Source organism: Komagataeibacter xylinus, from assembly GCF_031081985.1.
GTDB classification, from domain to species: Bacteria; Pseudomonadota; Alphaproteobacteria; order Acetobacterales; family Acetobacteraceae; genus Komagataeibacter; species Komagataeibacter xylinus_E.
This window is the reverse complement of the sequence record NZ_JARWSK010000012.1, coordinates 1-18620: the sequence shown is the minus strand read 5'-3', so window position 1 is coordinate 18620 and position 18620 is coordinate 1. Positions and strand designations below refer to the sequence as shown.

Sequence of the window (18620 nt, the reverse complement as noted above, 5' to 3'; positions counted from 1 at the left end):
GATGCGCTGGCAGGTTGGGGCGGCGGCGGCCATGATGGCGCTGCCCGGTGTGGCAATGGCCCAGGTGCCGGGCCTGCCCGGCGGCGTGATGCCGGCGGGGCCGGGCTCGTCGCAGGACCAGTTCCAGCGCTTCGAGCAGCACCAGGAGCAGCTTGACGCGCTGCCGCCACCGTCAAACGACATCCAGATCCAGAGGCCGTCCGCCCTGCCACAGGCATCAAAAACCTGTGTTACGGTGCATGACATCACGGTCGAAGGTGCGCAGCACCTGTCGCGCGCTTTGAGCGATGCGATCACCGGTCCCCATGTCGGCACCTGCATGTCGGTGCGCGATCTCAACGGACTGATCAACGCGCTCAATGCCGCCTATATCCGCCAGGGTTTCATCACCTCGCGGGCCTACCTGCCCGAGCAGAAGCTTTCCAGCGGGCACCTGCGGATCGTGGTGATCGAAGGGAAACTGGCGGGTATCCAGTTACAGGGCCGCCCGGCCCGGCTGGCGACCGTCATGGCCTTCCCCGGGCTGCACGGGAAGATCCTCAACCTGCGGGACCTGGAACAGGGGATCGAGGACATGAACCGGCTGAGCCACTGGGGCGCGCGCATGCGCATCGCCCCCGGCGGCAGGGCGGGGGCGTCCACCGTGGTGGTGACTGCGCCCAAGCGGGGCGTGCTGCACGGCCAGGTCTGGTTCGACAATTACGGCCAGCAGATCACCGGCCAGGAGACGGGCCATGCCATGCTCACGGCGGAAAACCCGCTGGGGCTGCTGGATTTGTGGTCAGTGGAATACGACCATTCGCTTGTCGGCCATGCCGGGCAGCGCGGCACGTCCTACCTGTCGGTCAACGGGTCGATCCCGTTCGGCTACTGGACCGTGTTCGGGTCGTGGTGGCGCTCGCAGGATGACTATCCGCTCGCAACACTCAGCGACATCTACCACCTTGGCGGCGGCCGACGGGACTGGCGGCTGGGCATCTCGCGCGTGCTGCTGCGCAACCGTATCGGCGTGACCACCTTCCAGGCCAGCTACGAGCGCAAGTCGTTCGGCTCGGAGATCAACCATACGGTGATCGACACCGAGACGGCGCGGCAGGCCTTCGTCAACGTGCAGGTCAGTGAATCGCTCAAGGGCTGGGGCGGGGTGTGGTACATCACCGGTGGCCTCAAGGTCGCGGTGGATGGCGCGGGCACGTGGTCGAACTTCATCCGTCCAGGCTGGCAGGACCCGCATTCCTCCTACCTCAAGCCCTCGCTCGACATTGACGGCTACAAGCCGCTTGCGCGCGGCGTGCTGTGGCATACCACGCTGCACGGCGAATACAGCACGCGCGACCAGTTTCCCACTAATGAACTGCAGGTGGGTGGCCCCTATTCGGTGCGCGGCTTCCTCGAGCAGGTCCTGCTGGGCAATGACGGCGGCTACATGCGCAACGACTTCTCGTGGCAGCTGCCCACAAAGGGCCTGAAGTGCGGGAAGTTCGCCTTCATCTGCCACCAGGTCATCGAGGGCACCCAGCTTTACGCCGCCCTTGATGTCGGCGTCGTGCGCGCGGGTTTTGCCTCCTCCTCCACGCCGCCTGCGCTGAAGGGCGGCGAGATGGCGGGCGGTGGCCTGGGGCTGCGCAAGACCACGGGGCCGTTCTTCTGGAACGTCTCCCTGACCCATTCCATGTATACCGGCCCGCTTCCCTCGGAAGGGCTGATCCCGCTGTTTCAGGTTGGAGCGAAGATATGATGAAGACGCCCCGCAGGGTTGCCGCACCCGATATCATTCCGGGTCCGTCACGTCTTCAGCGCTGCGTGCATGTCTTTGCCGCCGTCTCCCTGTTCCTGGCCTCGACCGTGTCCGCCGCATCCGCCCAGCAGGCGGAGCCGCAGATCGTGGTCGATCCCCATGCCGGCGGCCCCGAGCCGACGCTGGACAAGACCCAGAACGGCATCGACCAGGTCAATATCGCCACCCCCAACGCGGCGGGCGTGTCGCATAATGACTTCATCCAGTATGGCGTGCCCGAAAGCGGTGTGATCCTGAACAACGCCACCACGGCGACCGAGACGAAGATCGGGGGCGTGGTGTATGGCAACACCAATCTTGACGGCCATGCCGCCAGCCTGATCCTCAACGAGGTGACCGGCACCCTGCCGACACAGATGCTGGGCTATACGGAAGTGGCGGGGCACCAGGCCTCGGTGGTGGTGGCCAACCCCAACGGCATCACCTGTGCGGGATGCGGGTTCATCAACACCGCCCATGTGACCCTTGCCACCGGCACGCCGGAGATGGATGCCAGCGGCAACCTGAAGGATATCGTCGTCCGGGGCGGCAACATCACCTTCGAGGGGAAGGGCGGAGACTTCACCACCGTGCCGGTGCTCGACATCCTGTCGCGCTCGGTGACGCTCAAGGCGCAGGTCAATGCGGAGACGGCCACTATCGTGGCCGGGCGCAACCGGGTCGATTACGGCACCAACGCGGCCCATCCGCTGGCGTCCGACGGCACGGCCGCACCGGAATTCGCGATTGATACGGCGGCCCTTGGCGGGATGTACGCCAACCGGATCTACATGGTGGTCAACGAGGCCGGCGCCGGCGTGCGGGTTGACGGCACCATGGCGGCCAATGCAGGCGACATGACGCTGACCGATGCCGGCGACCTTGTGCTCAACGGTTCCATGGCGGCTTCGGGCAACCTGCAGGCGCAGGTGGGCGGGCAGGTCAGCAATGCCGGGACGCTGCAGTCAGGTGGCGGGATGCAGCTGGCGGCAGGCGGCGCCCTGAATAACAGCGGGACCATTGGCGGCGGTACGACCCTGGCCGCCCGGGCGGCTGCGATCGGCAATAGCGGGACGGTGACGGCCGGGGCTGGCGCGCTGTCGCTTTCTGCGACCGGTGCGCTCGATAACAGTGGCGGCATCGGCGCATCCGGTGGCGCCCTGTCCGCCCGGGCAGGGTCGCTCGCCAATACCGGCACGATCGCAGCCCAGGCGGGGCTGACGCTGGCCAGCGCCAGCACGCTGTCCAATGCCGGTGGCCAGATATCGAGCACGACCGGTCTGGCCTCGATTGCCGCCGTGGGGGCGCTGGATAATACGGGCGGGAAGATCCTCGACCAGTCGGGTGACATGACGCTGTCAGCGCAGGCCGTCACCAATAATGGCGGGGCCATCCAGGCCGGGGGCAGCCTGACTGCTGCACTGGCCAGCTATACATCCGACACCACGGCTTCGCTGACGGCGCAGCAGGCCCTTGCCGTCACCGCCACGGGGGCGGTCGATAACGAAGGCACGCTGGGTGGCGGCACGGGCGTGACCGTGACGGCGGACCACATCGCCAACGGAGCATCCGCCCTGCTGCTTGCAACCGCGGGCAACCTTACCCTCAACGCGGCGGGGACTGGTGGCCTGGCCAATACGGGGGTCATAAAATCCCAGTCGGCATCGGGCAGCCTGACGATCGACGCCGCCACGCTGGCCAACAGTGACAGCATCCTTGCCGCCGGCACGCTTGGCGTGCGCACGGCCGGTACGGTGACCAATACGGGTACATTATATGGGGCAGGCGGCCTGAGCCTTGCGGCGGGTGGCGCCCTGTCCAACAGGGGCGGGCAGCTTGGCAGTGATACGGGCGTGGTGCAGCTTGCCGCCGCCAGCCTCGACAATACCGGGGGCAAAATCATCGCGACGGATGGTGGCCTGAACATCGATGCCGCCAGTGTCGCCAATAATAACGGCTGGCTGCAGGCAGCCGCCCTCATGTCCATCGTGACGACCGCGCTCGACAATACCGGCGGGACAGTGCTGGGCGGGACATCCGTCACCCTTGCCCGCGATGCGACGGGTGCGGCCCTTGACCACCTGACGAACGCATCGGGCCTGGTCGAGGCCAGCAATGACCTCACGATCAGCGCGGTGAGCGTTGACAATACATCCGGTGGCCTGGTCGGGAAAACCGGTTCTGTTGCCATCACCGATAACGGGTCGGGGCAGGGGCTGTTCACCAATACGGATGGCGCGGTCCAGGCGGGTGGCGCGCTGACGCTTGCGACCGGCCAGTATGCCAGTGACACATCGGCTGCCCTTCAGGCAGGAACCGCGCTTGACCTGTCGGTCACGGGGGCGGCCGATAACGAAGGGGCGATTACGGCGGGTGACGGGCTAAGCCTTTCGGCGGCCAGCCTGGTCAATGGCGCGAAGGGCACCATTGGCGCCCTCGCCGGTGACACGATGATTGCCGTCCATGGGAATGCGGCATCGCCCGCCCTGTCCAACGCTGGCGCCATCGAGGACGCGGATGTCGCCGGTGTCCTGAAGGTTGATGCGACGTCGCTCGCCAACACGGGTACGATCATCTCGCAGGGGAACCAGAGCGTCGACGCCGACGGCCTCCTGCTCAATAGCGGTGAGATCGCCTCACTTGCCGGTAGTAGCGCGCTTTCGGCGGCAGGTCTGACCAATAGCGGCCTGATCGCGACTGCGGCAGGGCTTGACGTGTCCACGACGGATGACCTGATCAATACCGGCACGCTGTATGGTGCGACCGGACTGACGCTTGGGTCAGGGGGCACAACGTCCAATCAGGGCGGGACCATCGGCACGGGGGCTGCGGGCGCGCTGGCCCTGACGGCGGCACAGGTCGCCAATGACAATGGTACGATCCAGGCCGGGACCAGCCTCGCGCTTTCCGCCACAGGCCTCGATAACGAAGCCGGCACGATCCTCGCGGGAGGCGCCATCGGGATCCGCAATGGCGATGCCACGACGCCGCTGACCGCCCTTGATAACCGCGGCGGCGCGGTGCAGGCGGGTGGCAACCTGACCATTGCGGCGGCCAGCCTCGCCAACACCGCCGGCACCCTGGTCAGCGTGGGCGGCAACGTCACGCTCTCCGCAGGGTCTCCCGCCACATTGATGGCGACACTGGACAACACGTCGGGCGGCATCATCCAGGCGGCCGGGAGTGTCTCGATCGCGGCCGGCACGATCGGCAATGACAATGGCCGCATCCTCGCACTCGATGGCAACATCGCGCTGGATGCCGACAGCGCGCCCGCATCCGCCCTGGCTTTCTCGAACGCCGGTGGCGCGGTCAAGGCGGCCGGGAACCTGTCGCTGGTGACGGGGACCTGGTCCGATGATGCCACGGGCGTCATGAGTGCCGGTCAGGGCCTGTCCGTGGTGGCGGCGGGCGACATGGCTGTTGCGGGCACGCTGGTGGGCGGGCAGGGGCTGGGCCTTACGGCCGCTGGCCTGACGACCGCTTCCAGCGGGTTGATGGCGACCGAAAACGGCGTGCTCTCCCTCGTCCTGACCGGAACGGGCAGCGGTGATGGCCTGTCCAATGCCGGGCGGATCGAGGCCGAAGGCCGTGGCGCCACCCTCGACGTCACGACGCAGGTGGCCCTGGCCAATGGCGGCACGCTCGTCTCGCAGGGCGATGTCACCCTTGCGGCGCAGGGCGTGACCAATAGCGGCGAGATCGGTGCGCTGGCTGGCCTGGTGGACCTCAACGCGGCCTCCCTTGCCAATACCGGGACGCTGGTGGCGTCCGACCAGATGAACGCGACCCTGTCCGGCTCCGTGTCGAATTCCGGCCTGGTCTACGGCACGCAGGGCGTGACCCTGAAGAGTGGCGGCGCGATCGACGATACCGATGGACGGATCGGGGGCAATGGCGCGGTCGCCCTTTCGGGGGCCAGCCTGACCAACACATCCGGCGCGGTCATCTCGGGTGCGGGCGCCGTGAGCGTCACCACGACCGGCGCAGTGGGCAATGAAGGCGGTGCGATCCAGGGCGCGGGCAATGTCGCGCTGGCGGCGGCGGCGCTCGATAACACCAGCGCCGGCCGGATCGTCAGCACCGGCGGCACGCTGGATGTCCGCAATGCAGGCGGCGGCGCGATGGCGCAGCTTGCCAATGACGGTGGCGCGCTGCAGGCGGGCCAGGATATCACGCTGGTTGCCGACAGCCTGACCAACGGGTCGGGCGGCCTGGTCAACGCGGCCGATGGCAGCCTGCTGCTCTCCGCCGGCGGCACGCAGGCGGCCGCCAGCATCAATAACGCGGGCGGCACGCTGCAGTCATGGGGCAACCTGACCCTGGTGGCGAACGGGCTGGACAATGACGGCGGCAGCGTGATCGAACGCTCCGGCCAGAATACCCTGTCGCTTGCAAATGCTGGCGGCAGCGCGATGACCGGGTTCAGCGATACGGACGGCGTGGTGCAGGCGGCGGGCAATCTATCGCTTGATACGACCTCGCTCGGTGGTGCTGCGCAGCTGGTCGCAGGGAACACGCTGGCCGTGACGCTCACGGGGGACCTCGACAGTGGCATGCTGTTCCAGTCCGGGGGCGACACGCTGCTGCGGGTCGGGGGCGACTACACGGCCGAGGCCGGTGGCGGCGTGCTGGCCGGGGGCAACGTCACCATCACGGCGGCATCGGTCACCAATAACGGCGCCCTGATGGCCGAAGGCGGCGTCCTGGACGTCTCCTCGGGCGGGGCGATCACCAATACCGGCCTCATTGATGGTGTGGCCGGTGTGGCCCTGGACCTGCCCGGCACCCTGACCAACCAGCTTGGGGCCATCCTTTCGGATAACGGGTCGATCGGGATCGGCAATGGCGCCAGCGGGGCGGCCACCGCCGTGTTCAACCGCTCCGGCGAGATCGTGGCTGACAGCGCCAGCGGGGATGTCCTGATCAACGCTGGCACGGTCACCAATGATGTCCTGGGCGGGGTGACGGTCGTCGCCAATGCCGTCCTGTGGAGCCATAGTTACGCGGGCGGCAGCAATGTCGATATTCCCGTGCCGGCAGGCCTGCTGGATACCGTGACCGGCGCACAGGGCACGGGCCAGCTTGTCGGTCATTCCCAGGGCGGCACGATCTATGTGCAGGAAGATGGTGGTCGTGCCACGCTCAACAACGCCGCCTCCCTGATCTCGGCCGGGCGTGATGTGGATATTACAACCACAGGTGGCATCATCAACGATGCCAGCCATATCGCGGCGGGGCGCGACATCAATCTCAGCGGGGGCAGCCTCGACAATATCGGCTACGCCGTCCAGCATGCTTTCTATGTAACCTGCAAGGCCTTCTACGGCTGTAGCTGGACCAGTCAGTCCGACCCGGCCTTCAAGGGCGGGTCGACGTCGGCCGTAAGGCACAAGAAGAAGTTTGGCCTCATTACGGTCGGCCATTACTGGACGGCCGCTCCGCAGCCCAAGGAAAAATGGGGTTCGAGCGAGACCTATTACGGCCCGACCGGCACCATCGTTGCAAAAGACAATATCACGGGCACCTTCACGGGCACGATCAACAACCAGACGGAAATCGCCAACGCGAGTTCCAGTGAATATACCAGCTATACCGGCGAGACGCCGGGCGGCCTGTCTCCGGTGGCTGCCGCTTCGTCTGCGTCCGGGGTTGCGGCTGACGCCGCGCTGAACGGCGGGGCGACGGCGGCCCTGGCGGATGTCAGCACCGGGGTCGCGGGGGCGGCCGGCACGCGGAGCAGTGCGGCGGCGCCCGCCACCACGGGCGGCACCCTGGCCTATCAGGGGGTCGAGACCGCGCAGGTGAAGGCGTCGGCGACGGCCCAGGAAGCCGCGATGACGCTGCCGGGATTTGCCACCAGCAGCGACCCGACCATCCCGACGGTGATCTCGGCCATTCCGGGCGGCAGCGCGCTGTTCATCGCCGATCCGGACCCCAGCGCGCATTACCTGATCGAGACCAACCCGAAATACGCGACCTTCAGCGGCTTCTATGGCTCGCAATACCTGGTCAACCGGCTGGGCGACAACACGGCGGATTACGAGTTCCTGGGGGATTCGTATTTCGATACGGAGTTCATCCAGCAGCAGATCGTGGCGTCGACGGGCCAGACCTTCCTTGGCAGCAGCTACGAGACGGCCAACGAGCAGATGGAACTGCTGCTCAACAACGCGGTCTCGGAATCCAATGCGCTTGACCTGACCTTTGGCGCAGCGCTGACGGCCAGCCAGCAGGCGGCGCTGACGCAGAACATTGTCTGGTATGTGCCCGAGACGGTGGACGGGCGCAGTGTGCTGGCGCCGAAGCTGTATCTGGCCCCAGGCCAGGCGACGCTTACGGACGGGGCGGAGATCTCGGCGACCAACGTGTCGCTGACCGGCTCGAGCATCAACAATACCGGCACGATCAACGCCAGCAACGCGCTGTCGCTGACCGCGACCAGCGGGGATATCGTCAATGCCGGCGGGACGCTGTCGGGCGGCAGCGTGGCGCTGGCGGCGCTGAACGGCTCGGTCGTCAACGAGGACCAGCTCAATACCTTCATGGTCGATGGCGGGAAGGCGCAGTCACTGGGCGCGCAGGGCACCATCACCTCGGGGGGCGATGCGCAGATCCATGCGGCGAAGGACATCACGTTTGATGGCGGGTCGCTCAGCGCGCTGGGCGATACCACGCTTGTGGCAGGGCAGGGGATCACGCTGGGTTCGGTTGCGGCGAGCGCGTCGCAGGACATCGAGCAGCATGATTACAGCCACCGCGCGGCCGAGACGGAGAATTTTGGGGCGTCGGTCAGCACGGGCGGGAACCTGACGGCGGCCGCCCTCGGCGGCGACCTCACCCTGGCGGGCGCCACGGTCGCGGCCGGGAAGTCGGCCACGCTGATGGCGACGGGCAACGTGAACCTCAACGCGGTCACCGACAGCCAGTCCTCCTATACCCGCACCGTCGAGCACGGCTTCCTGAACAGGACCACCACGACCTCGAGCGAGAGTTCCACCGACCAGGTCGGCAGCACGGTGGCGGCCAATGGCAATGTCACCATGGTCTCGGGCAAGGACATGTCCGTGGCGGGCACTGTCGCAGGCGGCGGCAATGTCACGCTTCAGGCAGGTGGCAGTCTTACGGAGAATGCGCTCCAGAGCACGGCGCAGTCATATTACGATAAGGAAAGTAAAGGATTTTATTTTGATACTGACGGTGCCAAGGCTAGGGTTGGGTTCGGATCTTCCAAAGAAAGCGTCAGTGACAGCAGCACGACCTGGACTCCGAGCATGATTGTGGCGACTGGGGGCACCCTGTCTGCTACCGGCGGCGGCCCAGTAGTCATCAACGCTTCTGATCTTGTTGCCGCGAAGGATCTGAACGTAACCGGATCCTCTGTCCTGCTCAACGCACTGTCTGATGTATCCAGCACGAAGCAGACCAGCGATTTCAAGTTCATTGGCGTGCAGGTCGGACTGTCGGATACCTCCCTTGTCGGACAGGCCGCCAATCTGGCCCTGTCGGCGGCCCAGACTGCCAGCGACAAGGACATGGCGACCCAGTCACTGGATGCCCTGTCAACTGCGGAGAGCGGCGTCAGTATCGGGAAGACTGTGGCCACGCTCGTGGATACCAAGCTGGCCGCGACAACATCAGACGTAACGAAATCCAACATAGAATTGGTAGGAGTACAGGCGGAAGTCGGATTCGAGCATGACAGCAAGACATCCGAAACTATTTCGACCACGGCAAAGGGATCTGAAGCAGAAGCTGGCGATGGACTGACCATGACTGCGACCGGGGCGCAGCCTGCGACAGACAGCAATGCCGGGGATATCATCGCCACGGCCGCGAGCCTGTCAGGTGAGAGTGTCACGCTGGCGGCGCCGGGCAATATCCAGCTCCAGTCGGGACAGGACACCACGCATACGACTACCAGCCAGACGGCCCTGTCCGCTTTTGTCGGCGCGACGGCCTCGCTGAACGCCAATCTGCAGTGGGGGGTCAGTGTTACGGGGCAACTCAGTGCCTCCCATTCCCACACGAATTCACAAAGCACGACACAGGTAGATACGACGGTCACGGGTGCGCAGAATGTGAGCATCGATAATGGGGCGGGGACGACCACGCTGGACGGGGCCAGGGTATCCGGTGGTTCCGTAGATGTGGCGGCGGGTAACCTGAATATTACCTCGGCACAGAATACGGCAAGCTATCTCAGCACGAATGAGAGCGCAGGCTTCAGCTTTGCCGTTCCCGTCTATGGCACGGGCGGGGAGATGGGTTTTTCGGTCAATGCCTCGGCAGGGGTTCTGTCTGACACTTACGCCTCGACGGAAGCCAGTGGCCTTTCCGGGCTTTATGCAGGTCAGGGCGGCCTTGATGTCGATGTTGCCAGCAGCACGACCCTCAATGCCGGCGTCATGGAAAGCACGGCGGCATCCGGCAACATGGTTACAACGGGTAGCCTGACGGCGAATGATGAACAGAATAAATCAGAATATGCCGGCGCATCTGCCAGTATCTCATACGGTAATCTGGGGAGTGGAGGGAATACAGGACCGGATCAAGGAATAGAAAATACAAAAAGAAAAACTTTTGATGGAGGAGCTAATGTAAGCGGATTTGCGGCACCAGTAATTGGTATGACTTCATCGAACAGCCTCTCTTCTATTGGGTCAAATATCACAATTAATTCCGGATCTACGTCAGGTGTCGTGTCCCGTGATCCATCAACTGCAAACCATGCGATCAGTAATGATTTTGATACGAATGAAGCGGGCGAGATTTTGTCCCTAACGAATAGTTTCGAAAAGTCGGTCAAGGCTGCGTACAACGAGTCAAATGCGGTAAAGGCAATGCCAAGCAATAAAAATTTGACAGATCAAGAAAGGATAGAAAATGACAAAAAATAACAATGTTAAAGGATTGTTTTTTGCAATATCTTCGTCGCTTCTTCTTTTTGGTTGTGTGCAGCCTACGCCACCAAAAATACCATTAAATATAAATGAAGTATCATGGGCAAAGAAAAAAGGGAGTGCTTCTATTAAAGGATGTGTTAGTGGAGGATATTTTGAAAAATATCATAACTATCAAGTTCCTAATGGAACATATGATTCTTATCCAATAGAAAGTTCATATCACGATAACCCTTCTCGAAATTTTACAATAGACCTTCTTCCCGAAAATGATTATATGTATAATCTTTCAGAAAAAATGAAACATTACTACTTGTTGCATAGCTATCATACATTGAATGATCCCCGATGGGTTGAATCTTCGGTTATGCCATTTATTCCTCATATTTCGTGCCCTGCAGATGGCCCTAATACTTGCCCATCGAGAGGGCATTTTAATTTTAATAATCTTCCTGCAGGAAACTGGTATATAGTGGCTGGATATAATGCAACCAAAGAAGACAATGCTGTGGCAGTTACCGTGCAAAAAATAACAACCATTGATGGGCAGACAGTTCCATTCGTTTCTTGGTTTGGGGTATTGAATAAAAATCAATGTACGCCTTGATTTATGAATTGAATCGCACCGGGATTGGCGGAGACCGAGGTATGTAAGTTACATGGCGATGGAGTAAGGTCCTCCCGAGTGGCGTAAAACGGACCTGTCAGGAATTTCGTGTTTGGGCGTTTGATGTGAAAGAAGGAGCAGCTCTACCGGAAGTGTCCTCTTTGTAGTGTATGGACCATTTCTTTGATCGGCAGGTTTGACGTAGAAATCCGTCGCGCATCGCTACCTCTGATAATGACATTTATCAAAAGTAGGATGGCAGCTTACGCCTCATCTCGGTCGTTTGGACCACAAGGTTGTTTGCCAAATAGCGGACATCAGCGCTTCAAAGCCTCGTTGCAGAGATTGTCTGGATCTCACTGATTGCACCTATTGAATGATCCCAAGACACAGACAGGCAACCCATGGACGTTATGGTGAAAATTTCAGCAATACGGAATTGTGATCGGATCATATGACAAGCACGTTCCTTATATCCCTTACATACTGCCCCATAGTATGAAAAGGATACTCAAGGGTAGTATATTCGGGAGTAAGCGTTCGTGCCGCACACACCGGCTGAGAAAAAGCGCGTTCTGACCCGCGTGCGCCGTATTCGCGGGCAACTTGATGCGCTGGAACAGGCTTTGGAGAAGGGAACTGATTGCGGTCCGGTGCTGCAACAGGTGGCGGCTATCCGGGGAGCGATCAACGGATTAATGGCCGGTGTTCTCGAAAGCCACCTGCGGGAAGAATTTGTTGAGTGTGCCGGTGATCGTGATGCTGCCAGTGGTTCGATCGAGAATGTGGTGTCACTCGTTCGATCCTATCTCCGGTAATGCCCTCGATGCTGGCTGATAGGTTATTTGGAGAAAAAATCATGAAATCACGGGCCGCAGTTGCTTTCGAGGCGGGTAAGCCCCTTGAGATTGTCGAGATCGATGTAGCGCCTCCTCGTGCTGGTGAGGTGCTCGTGCAGATCACGCATACGGGTGTGTGCCACACTGATGCGTTTACCCTGTCAGGGGATGATCCCGAGGGACTGTTCCCAGCCGTTTTGGGTCACGAAGGCGCGGGAATTGTCATCGAGGTCGGAGAAGGGGTCACCAGCGTTGCCCCCGGCGACCATGTCATTCCGCTTTACACGGCGGAATGCGGTGAATGTCTGTTCTGTAAGTCGGGAAAAACCAATCTCTGCATTTCAGTGCGCGCCACACAGGGTAAAGGCGTGATGCCGGATGGCACGACACGCTTCTCCTACAAAGGTCAGCCGATCCATCATTACATGGGGTGTTCGACGTTCAGCGAATACACGGTTGTCGCCGAGGTTTCTCTGGCAAAAATCAATCCCGCATCCAATCCAGAGCATGTCTGTCTGTTGGGATGTGGCGTCACCACAGGGATTGGTGCGGTACACAACACGGCCAAGGTGCAGCCGGGAGATACGGTTGCCGTCTTCGGTCTGGGCGGGATCGGTCTCGCGGTCATTCAGGGAGCGCGACAGGCAAAGGCTGGCCGGATTTTCGCTATTGATACCAACCCGGAAAAGTTTGAACTTGCCAAAGCATTCGGCGCCACGGAATTCCTCAACCCCAAGGATTATGACAAACCGATTCAGCAGGTTCTTGTGGAAATGACCGGCTGGGGTATTGATCATACATTTGAATGTATCGGAAACGTCAACGTCATGCGCGCGGCGTTAGAAGCCGCGCATCGTGGGTGGGGGCAGTCGATCGTCATCGGGGTGGCAGGGGCCGGTCAGGAAATTTCGACCCGTCCCTTCCAGCTTGTGACGGGGCGTTCGTGGCGCGGCTCGGCTTTCGGTGGGGTCAAGGGACGCAGCCAGCTTCCCGACATGGTCGAAGATGCCATGCGTGGCGATATCGAACTTGCGCCTTTCGTAACCCACACCATGCCGCTCGAAGACATCAATACGGCCTTCGATCTGATGCATGAAGGAAAATCCATCCGTTCCGTCATTCATTTCTAAGGTCTGCGTCTCACCGCGCAACATCATTTCCAATGGTTGGAAATTACAGGAGAACGATCATGGCAGTTATTTCCGGTGACGGTGTTTTCTCTCATGTTTTTCTTGGGGCAGTGGATACTGCGGTATCCGCGAAATTCTATGACGCCGCGCTTGCGGCTCTGGGCATAAAAAACCTGGGGCCGTTCGGGCATGGGTGGATTCTGTATGGCCGCGAAAAGCCAGCCTTCATCATTGCACGTCCAGGCAACGGTGAAGCGCCCTCAAGCAACGGTGTCACCATCGGTTTTGCAGCAGCGACACCCGCCGAAGTGGAGGCTTTTCATGCCGCAGGTCTTGCCAATGGGGGAGCCGATGAAGGCGCACCCGGTCCGCGAAGCCACTTACCGGGCGCTTACGCTGCCTATCTCCGGGATCCGGCAGGGAACAAGATCTGCACTTATACCTTCACGGACGGTAACTGACATGCGCAAAAGGCAGTGAGAGCCATGGAACGCAAGGAAACACACGCCTCTTTTGGGGGCGTGCAGGAAGTCTGGCGACACAAGTCCGTGTCGTTGGGTGTGGAAGCAAACTTCGCGATCTACCTGCCGCCGCAGGCAAAAACTGAAAAGGTTCCCGTTCTTTACTGGCTCTCCGGTCTGACATGTACGGAGCAGAATTTCATTGGCAAGGCTGGCGCGCAACGCGTGGCCGCAGAACTGGGCATCGCCATTGTCGCGTCGGATACCAGTCCACGGGGCGTGGGTGTGGCTGATGACGATGCGTACGATCTTGGACAGGGTGCCGGATTTTACCTCAATGCGACGCAGGAGCCGTGGGCTGTGCATTATCGGATGTATGATTACGTCGTCACGGAACTTCCTGCGCTGATTGAGGCGAGCTTTCCGGTTACGCAGCAGCGAGGCATTGCGGGACATTCGATGGGTGGATTTGGCGCCATCATGATCGCGCTGCGTAATCCTGGCCGCTATCGTTCTGTGTCAGCCTTTTCACCCATTGTGGCACCAACGCAGGTACCATGGGGTGAAAAAGCATTCAGTGCTTATCTGGGGCCGGATCGTGCCAGTTGGGCAGCCTATGACCCGCTTGAACTTGTGCGGACAGCGAAGGAAAGACTGCCTGTTCTGATAGATCAGGGTCTGGCGGACCAGTTTCTGAAAGAACAGCTCAGGCCAGAACTGTTCCAGGAAGCCGCACAGAATGCAGGGCAGGAACTCATCCTGAATCTTCGTCCTGATTACGATCACAGCTATTATTTTGTAGCCAGTTTTATTGCAGATCATCTCAGATATTTCGTGAGTAAACTACGATGAATAGATTGTCTGTCTTTTGGGATCCGGAATTTTCTGGCTTTGAGTGGAGATGAAATCTGTTAGGGGCATCTTTCAAACTGTGAAATCAGCTGGCAGCTTGCCGTGTGGGCTTGAGCGTACCGTCGAAGAGCATGGACCTTTCGACGCGCCGGAGCATCGTAGGATATCTCAGATGTCATGGCGGAAAGGCGTTTTGAACTTCGATAACGAAACTCCGCAGTTTTGGGGTCATAGCAGGGCCGGCATTGTAAAGCAGATGCATCGGGCGACCAGGAACTCTCCACTGGGATAGAATGCGGACAAGGCGGCCAGAATCAAGTTCGGGCTTCAAGGCCTGTTCAGAACCCAATACTATGCCCTCTCCTGACAAGGTGAGGGCCAATAGAAAGCCCCAGTCGTTGGACGTCACAGTGCCAGAAACCATGACAGATCGTGTGCAGGTCTTTCGTATAAAGTGCCATGCTGTTCGTACAGAATTTGCAGAGTTTTCGTAGACAAGACACTGATGCCGGGCGAGTTCCTCAGGACTGTCCGGAGCGCCAAATTTTTCGAGATAGGCAGGCGCTGCGCAGACCGTGAGGGAATATGAGGCCAGAGGGCGACTGACGACCGTAAGATCGGGATCTGGCTCGCCAATACGAATGACAGCTTCATGGCCATCCAGCGTCGGATGAACCAGTTGATCCGTAAGGGATACTTGTAATCGTACCTTCGGGAATTTCTTCCGAAAATTATGTAGAAACATGGGGAACATGGTCCGCCCGAAGGTAACTGGTACGCTGACAGCAAGTGTACCACGTGGTTCGCCCAGCGTGTTGGCGGCAAGATTATCAGCACGCTCGACAGCCTTCAGGACGAGATGACATTGCTCGCAGTAAAGACTCCCTATTTCTGTGAGGCTCTGACGACGTGTCGTCCGATGGAGCAGGCGCGTGCCAAGATGACGCTCCAGAGCCTCTATATGTTTGGCCACCATCTGCGGCGATAAGGTCAGACGCTGAGCGGCCGCGGCAAAAGACCCCAGTTCCACAACCTTGATGAAAACCTTCATACTGGTCAAACGATCAAGCATTCATCATCCTCAGTTGTGACTGACATCTTCTATCGACAATTTATCTCTTAAAAAAGAGGAATATGTTGAGCCTGCTGATTGATCGGCAAGCATCTTCTCCGATGGAGCTCTTTAGAATGCCTATTTATCTTGTGCGAATGGATCATCCGGACGGCGACGGGTGGGGGCAGCATGTCGTGGCGCATGTGCTGTATCTCAAGCGCCTCATTCAGGAAGGTAGTCTTCTGGCTTCTGGTCCGCTGAAAGGCACCCCATTGCGGTCAGGTTTTCTGATCATGAAAGGTGCCAATCGGCAGGAGATTGAAGCGATGGTGGCTCGGGATCCGTTCTCGCCGGAAGGTTTGATCTGTGATCTTCGAATTGAAGAGTGGGATCCGCTGTTCGGTTGCCTGTCCAACCTATCGACCGGCAAACCGCCCGTGGAACTGCAATCTCTATTCCCATCCGAAGAACACTCATGATCTATGAAATGATTCGCTTTCGGACGGATGTTTTGGGAGTGCCAGCCCTCTCCCGTCTCCTGAAAGCACGGTTCTCGGATACCCTGAATCCTGTTGCGGGAAGCCTCACAGGGGTATGGCGAACGGAGATCGGTGAACTTGGAACGCTACTCCTGCTGCGTTCCTTTTCCTGTCAGGATGCCTTGCTTAAGGCGCGGCACAGAACACTGGAGTCCAGAACGCCCTTCGGTATCAAGATGAACGACGTTTTAATAGAAGCTGAGGCGTTTGAAGGCTTTCCGTTTCTTAAACCCCCGGAGTTTGGTGAATGTGGTGGACTCTATGAAATCCGAACTTACAGTTTAAAAGCTGGAGGGTTGGAACCGACCCTGAAAGCGTGGCAGAGTGCTCTGAAGCCTGCACAAGCCTATACCCGCCACCTGATCACCAACATGTTCGCGCTGGATGGTGCGTCACGCATCTGCCATATCTGGGCCTTCGACAGCTTTGAACAACGCAATATTCTGCGTCAGCAACATTACGTGGACGGACTTTGGCCGCCAAAAGGAGGGCCTGAGCAAATTATTCATGCCCAGTCCTGCCTTTGCTTACCGGAAACTTTCTCGCCATTACGGTGACGACGAAAAGCTCACAAATGTTCCCATGAATGACTGCTTTGCCAGCCTTGTCGCTTGATAACCGACATTCTGTTACCCCTCCCAAAGTTGTCGGCTCTGTTGGATTGAGAGTGATAACGTCGCAAGGGGCAGCAGGCCCATGATATGATACACTATATGGGTGTACGTTACCGAAGCCTCCCGCAGGGAGGGTTTGGGAGGGTACACTATGGGCAATAGTGTAACAGGTCGGGCCTGAAACCGGCCGGCCTGTCCCGCGATTGCAGCGGTTTTCCTGTCCTGGGCGGGGGATATGTGTTACACTTTTCAGGACATCATGCCCAGACCTGCCCCGAAGGCCCCTGTCCGGCCGCCTTGCCAGCTGTCGCTGTTTCCCGAAACGGCGGCGCTGGTGCGCGTGGACCCGGCCGCCAACTGCTGGCGCTTCTACCATCTGTCGCTGCAGCCCGACCTGTTTGGCGGCACCGCCCTGGTGCGGCAGTGGGGGCGGATCGGGACGGCCGGCCGGCAGGTCTGCGAACTGCATCATGATGCCGGGCAGGCGCGCGACGCCCTCGCCCGCCAGCTCCGGGCCAAGCGCCGGCGGGGCTACCGCGACAGGGCGGCCGGATGAGCGGCCCCCGAAAACCGGGACAGCGGGCGATCCCGGCCGGCGCCCCCGGCGGGATGCAGCTGTTCGACCGCGACGGGAGCCGCAAATACCTCACGGTTGCCGAGCGGGCGCGGTTCCTGCGCGCGGCCGAGCAGGCGCCGCGCGAGGCCCGCACGCTGTGCATGACCCTGGCCTGGTCGGGCTGCCGCCTGTCCGAGGCCCTTGCCCTCACGGCGGACCGGGTGGACCTGGCCGGCGGCGTGCTGGTGTTCGCCACGCTCAAGAAGCGCCAGGACGGGATCTATCGCGCCGTGCCGGTGCCCCCGTCCCTGCTCGAGGCCCTGGACCTGGTGCATGGCATCCGCGAGGCCCAGCGCCGGCGAGGGCGTGGAGCGGCTGTCCGGCTGTGGCCCTGGTCCCGCATGACCGGCTGGCGGGCGGTGCACGCGGTCATGGCCGCCGCCGGCCTGTCCGGCCCGGCCGCGTCCCCCAAGGGCCTGCGCCATGCCTTCGGCGTCGCCGCCGTCTCCAGCGGCATCCCCCTCAACATGGTGCAGAAATGGCTCGGCCACGCCCAGCTCTCCACCACCGCCATCTACGCCGATGCCGTCGGCGCCGAGGAGCAGGATATCGCACGGAAAATGTGGGGGTAATGCATTTTGCGAAAGGGAAATCACAACAAGCGTATAAGCACCGACATGTCGACTGATATGGTCCGCTGGACGGTTTCGGTCTCCCGCGAAACCGATATCGCCGTACGTGGTTTCCTGGCGCAGCATGGCATGAAGAAAGGCGACCTGTCGCGCTTCATCGAGGAGGCGGTGCGCTGGCATGTGTTCGACAGGACGATGGCGGAAGCCCGGAGTGGGTTCGCAGATATGGAGCCGGACGCGCTGGAGGACCTAATCGGTGAGGCCGTGACCGCCACGCTGGCAACAGACAAGTCCAGCTAAAGCGTGCGTCTGGCCACCAAGACCAATCTTCTCATCAGTGCCCTGCTTTTTGAAAAATCCCTGCCAGCGTATCTGCTCGGGCTATGGCAGGCAGGACAATGCGAGTTACTGACTTCGACCGAGCAGCTAGACGAACTGCGGCACGTGACCCGGTATCTCAAGATCCTCGCTCATCTGCCGCCTGCCCTCTGATCAATGAAGGTCGGGACTTGACAGCTCTCATTGCAGATCAGCCAGAACATTATTAGGCTATTGTATATAGAGCAAATATGATGTCAGCATGCTCTCATGCTCTCATGCTCTCATGCTCTCATGCTCTCATGCTCTCATGCTCTCATGCTCTCATGCTCTCATGC

At 60.4% G+C, this 18620-nt stretch carries 14 protein-coding genes; 13 read left to right on the top strand and 1 reads right to left on the bottom strand.

What is annotated here, in order from left to right:
• Position 1: 1 nt before the first annotated feature.
• The 7 genes from QEG70_RS16685 to fghA all read left to right on the top strand — a co-directional run bounded on the left by QEG70_RS16685 (position 2) and on the right by fghA (position 14569).
• Complete coding sequence (locus QEG70_RS16685; RefSeq protein ID WP_110570058.1) at positions 2–1738, top strand: ShlB/FhaC/HecB family hemolysin secretion/activation protein; 1737 nt, start codon at positions 2–4, stop codon at positions 1736–1738.
• Positions 1735–10677 carry a two-partner secretion domain-containing protein gene (locus tag QEG70_RS16680; protein WP_110570052.1) on the top strand — a complete coding sequence of 2981 codons (8943 nt, stop codon included), beginning with the start codon at positions 1735–1737 and terminating at the stop codon, positions 10675–10677. The genes QEG70_RS16685 and QEG70_RS16680 overlap by 4 nt, the downstream gene beginning before the upstream one ends.
• The gene (locus QEG70_RS16675; RefSeq protein WP_146220231.1) at positions 10664–11287 is read left to right on the top strand and encodes a peptidase associated/transthyretin-like domain-containing protein; all 624 of its coding nucleotides are present in this window, start codon (positions 10664–10666) and stop codon (positions 11285–11287) included. The genes QEG70_RS16680 and QEG70_RS16675 overlap by 14 nt, the downstream gene beginning before the upstream one ends.
• A 542-nt stretch (positions 11288–11829) precedes the next feature.
• Entirely contained in the window at positions 11830–12105 is a 276-nt protein-coding gene (gene frmR / locus QEG70_RS16670) for a formaldehyde-responsive transcriptional repressor FrmR (RefSeq protein ID WP_025829448.1), read from the top strand.
• A gap of 41 nt (positions 12106–12146) precedes the next feature.
• Positions 12147–13256 (top strand): S-(hydroxymethyl)glutathione dehydrogenase/class III alcohol dehydrogenase, encoded by a 1110-nt coding sequence (locus tag QEG70_RS16665; RefSeq protein WP_308721633.1) that lies wholly within the window; start codon positions 12147–12149, stop codon positions 13254–13256.
• 59 nt (positions 13257–13315) lie between these two features.
• Positions 13316–13717, top strand: coding sequence for a VOC family protein (locus QEG70_RS16660; protein ID WP_039733238.1), 402 nt, complete (start codon positions 13316–13318; stop codon positions 13715–13717).
• A gap of 24 nt (positions 13718–13741) precedes the next feature.
• Complete coding sequence (gene fghA / locus QEG70_RS16655; RefSeq protein ID WP_039733239.1) at positions 13742–14569, top strand: S-formylglutathione hydrolase; 828 nt, start codon at positions 13742–13744, stop codon at positions 14567–14569.
• Between the two features lie 175 nt (positions 14570–14744).
• Here fghA and QEG70_RS16650 read toward each other — a convergent pair whose 3' ends face one another.
• On the bottom strand, positions 14745–15641 hold the full coding sequence (locus QEG70_RS16650; RefSeq protein WP_082084838.1) for a LysR family transcriptional regulator: 897 nt from the start codon (positions 15639–15641) through the stop codon (positions 14745–14747).
• Positions 15642–15757: 116 nt separating this feature from the next.
• Between QEG70_RS16650 and QEG70_RS16645 the strand changes: the two genes are divergently transcribed.
• From QEG70_RS16645 to QEG70_RS16620, 6 genes are all read left to right on the top strand, one after another.
• Complete coding sequence (locus QEG70_RS16645) at positions 15758–16102, top strand: YciI family protein (protein WP_171789708.1); 345 nt, start codon at positions 15758–15760, stop codon at positions 16100–16102.
• Complete coding sequence (locus QEG70_RS16640; protein WP_039733240.1) at positions 16099–16719, top strand: NIPSNAP family protein; 621 nt, start codon at positions 16099–16101, stop codon at positions 16717–16719. Before QEG70_RS16645 ends, QEG70_RS16640 begins: the two co-directional genes overlap by 4 nt.
• A 292-nt stretch (positions 16720–17011) precedes the next feature.
• On the top strand, positions 17012–17332 hold the full coding sequence (locus tag QEG70_RS16635) for a WGR domain-containing protein (RefSeq protein WP_034931158.1): 321 nt from the start codon (positions 17012–17014) through the stop codon (positions 17330–17332).
• The gene (locus QEG70_RS16630) at positions 17329–17964 is read left to right on the top strand and encodes a tyrosine-type recombinase/integrase (protein ID WP_308721632.1); all 636 of its coding nucleotides are present in this window, start codon (positions 17329–17331) and stop codon (positions 17962–17964) included. The genes QEG70_RS16635 and QEG70_RS16630 overlap by 4 nt, the downstream gene beginning before the upstream one ends.
• Positions 17965–18009: 45 nt before the next feature.
• Positions 18010–18264, top strand: coding sequence for a ribbon-helix-helix domain-containing protein (locus QEG70_RS16625; RefSeq protein ID WP_061275762.1), 255 nt, complete (start codon positions 18010–18012; stop codon positions 18262–18264).
• 3 nt (positions 18265–18267) lie between these two features.
• The gene (locus QEG70_RS16620) at positions 18268–18456 is read left to right on the top strand and encodes a PIN domain-containing protein (RefSeq protein WP_010517100.1); all 189 of its coding nucleotides are present in this window, start codon (positions 18268–18270) and stop codon (positions 18454–18456) included.
• The last annotated feature ends 164 nt before the right edge of the window (positions 18457–18620 follow it).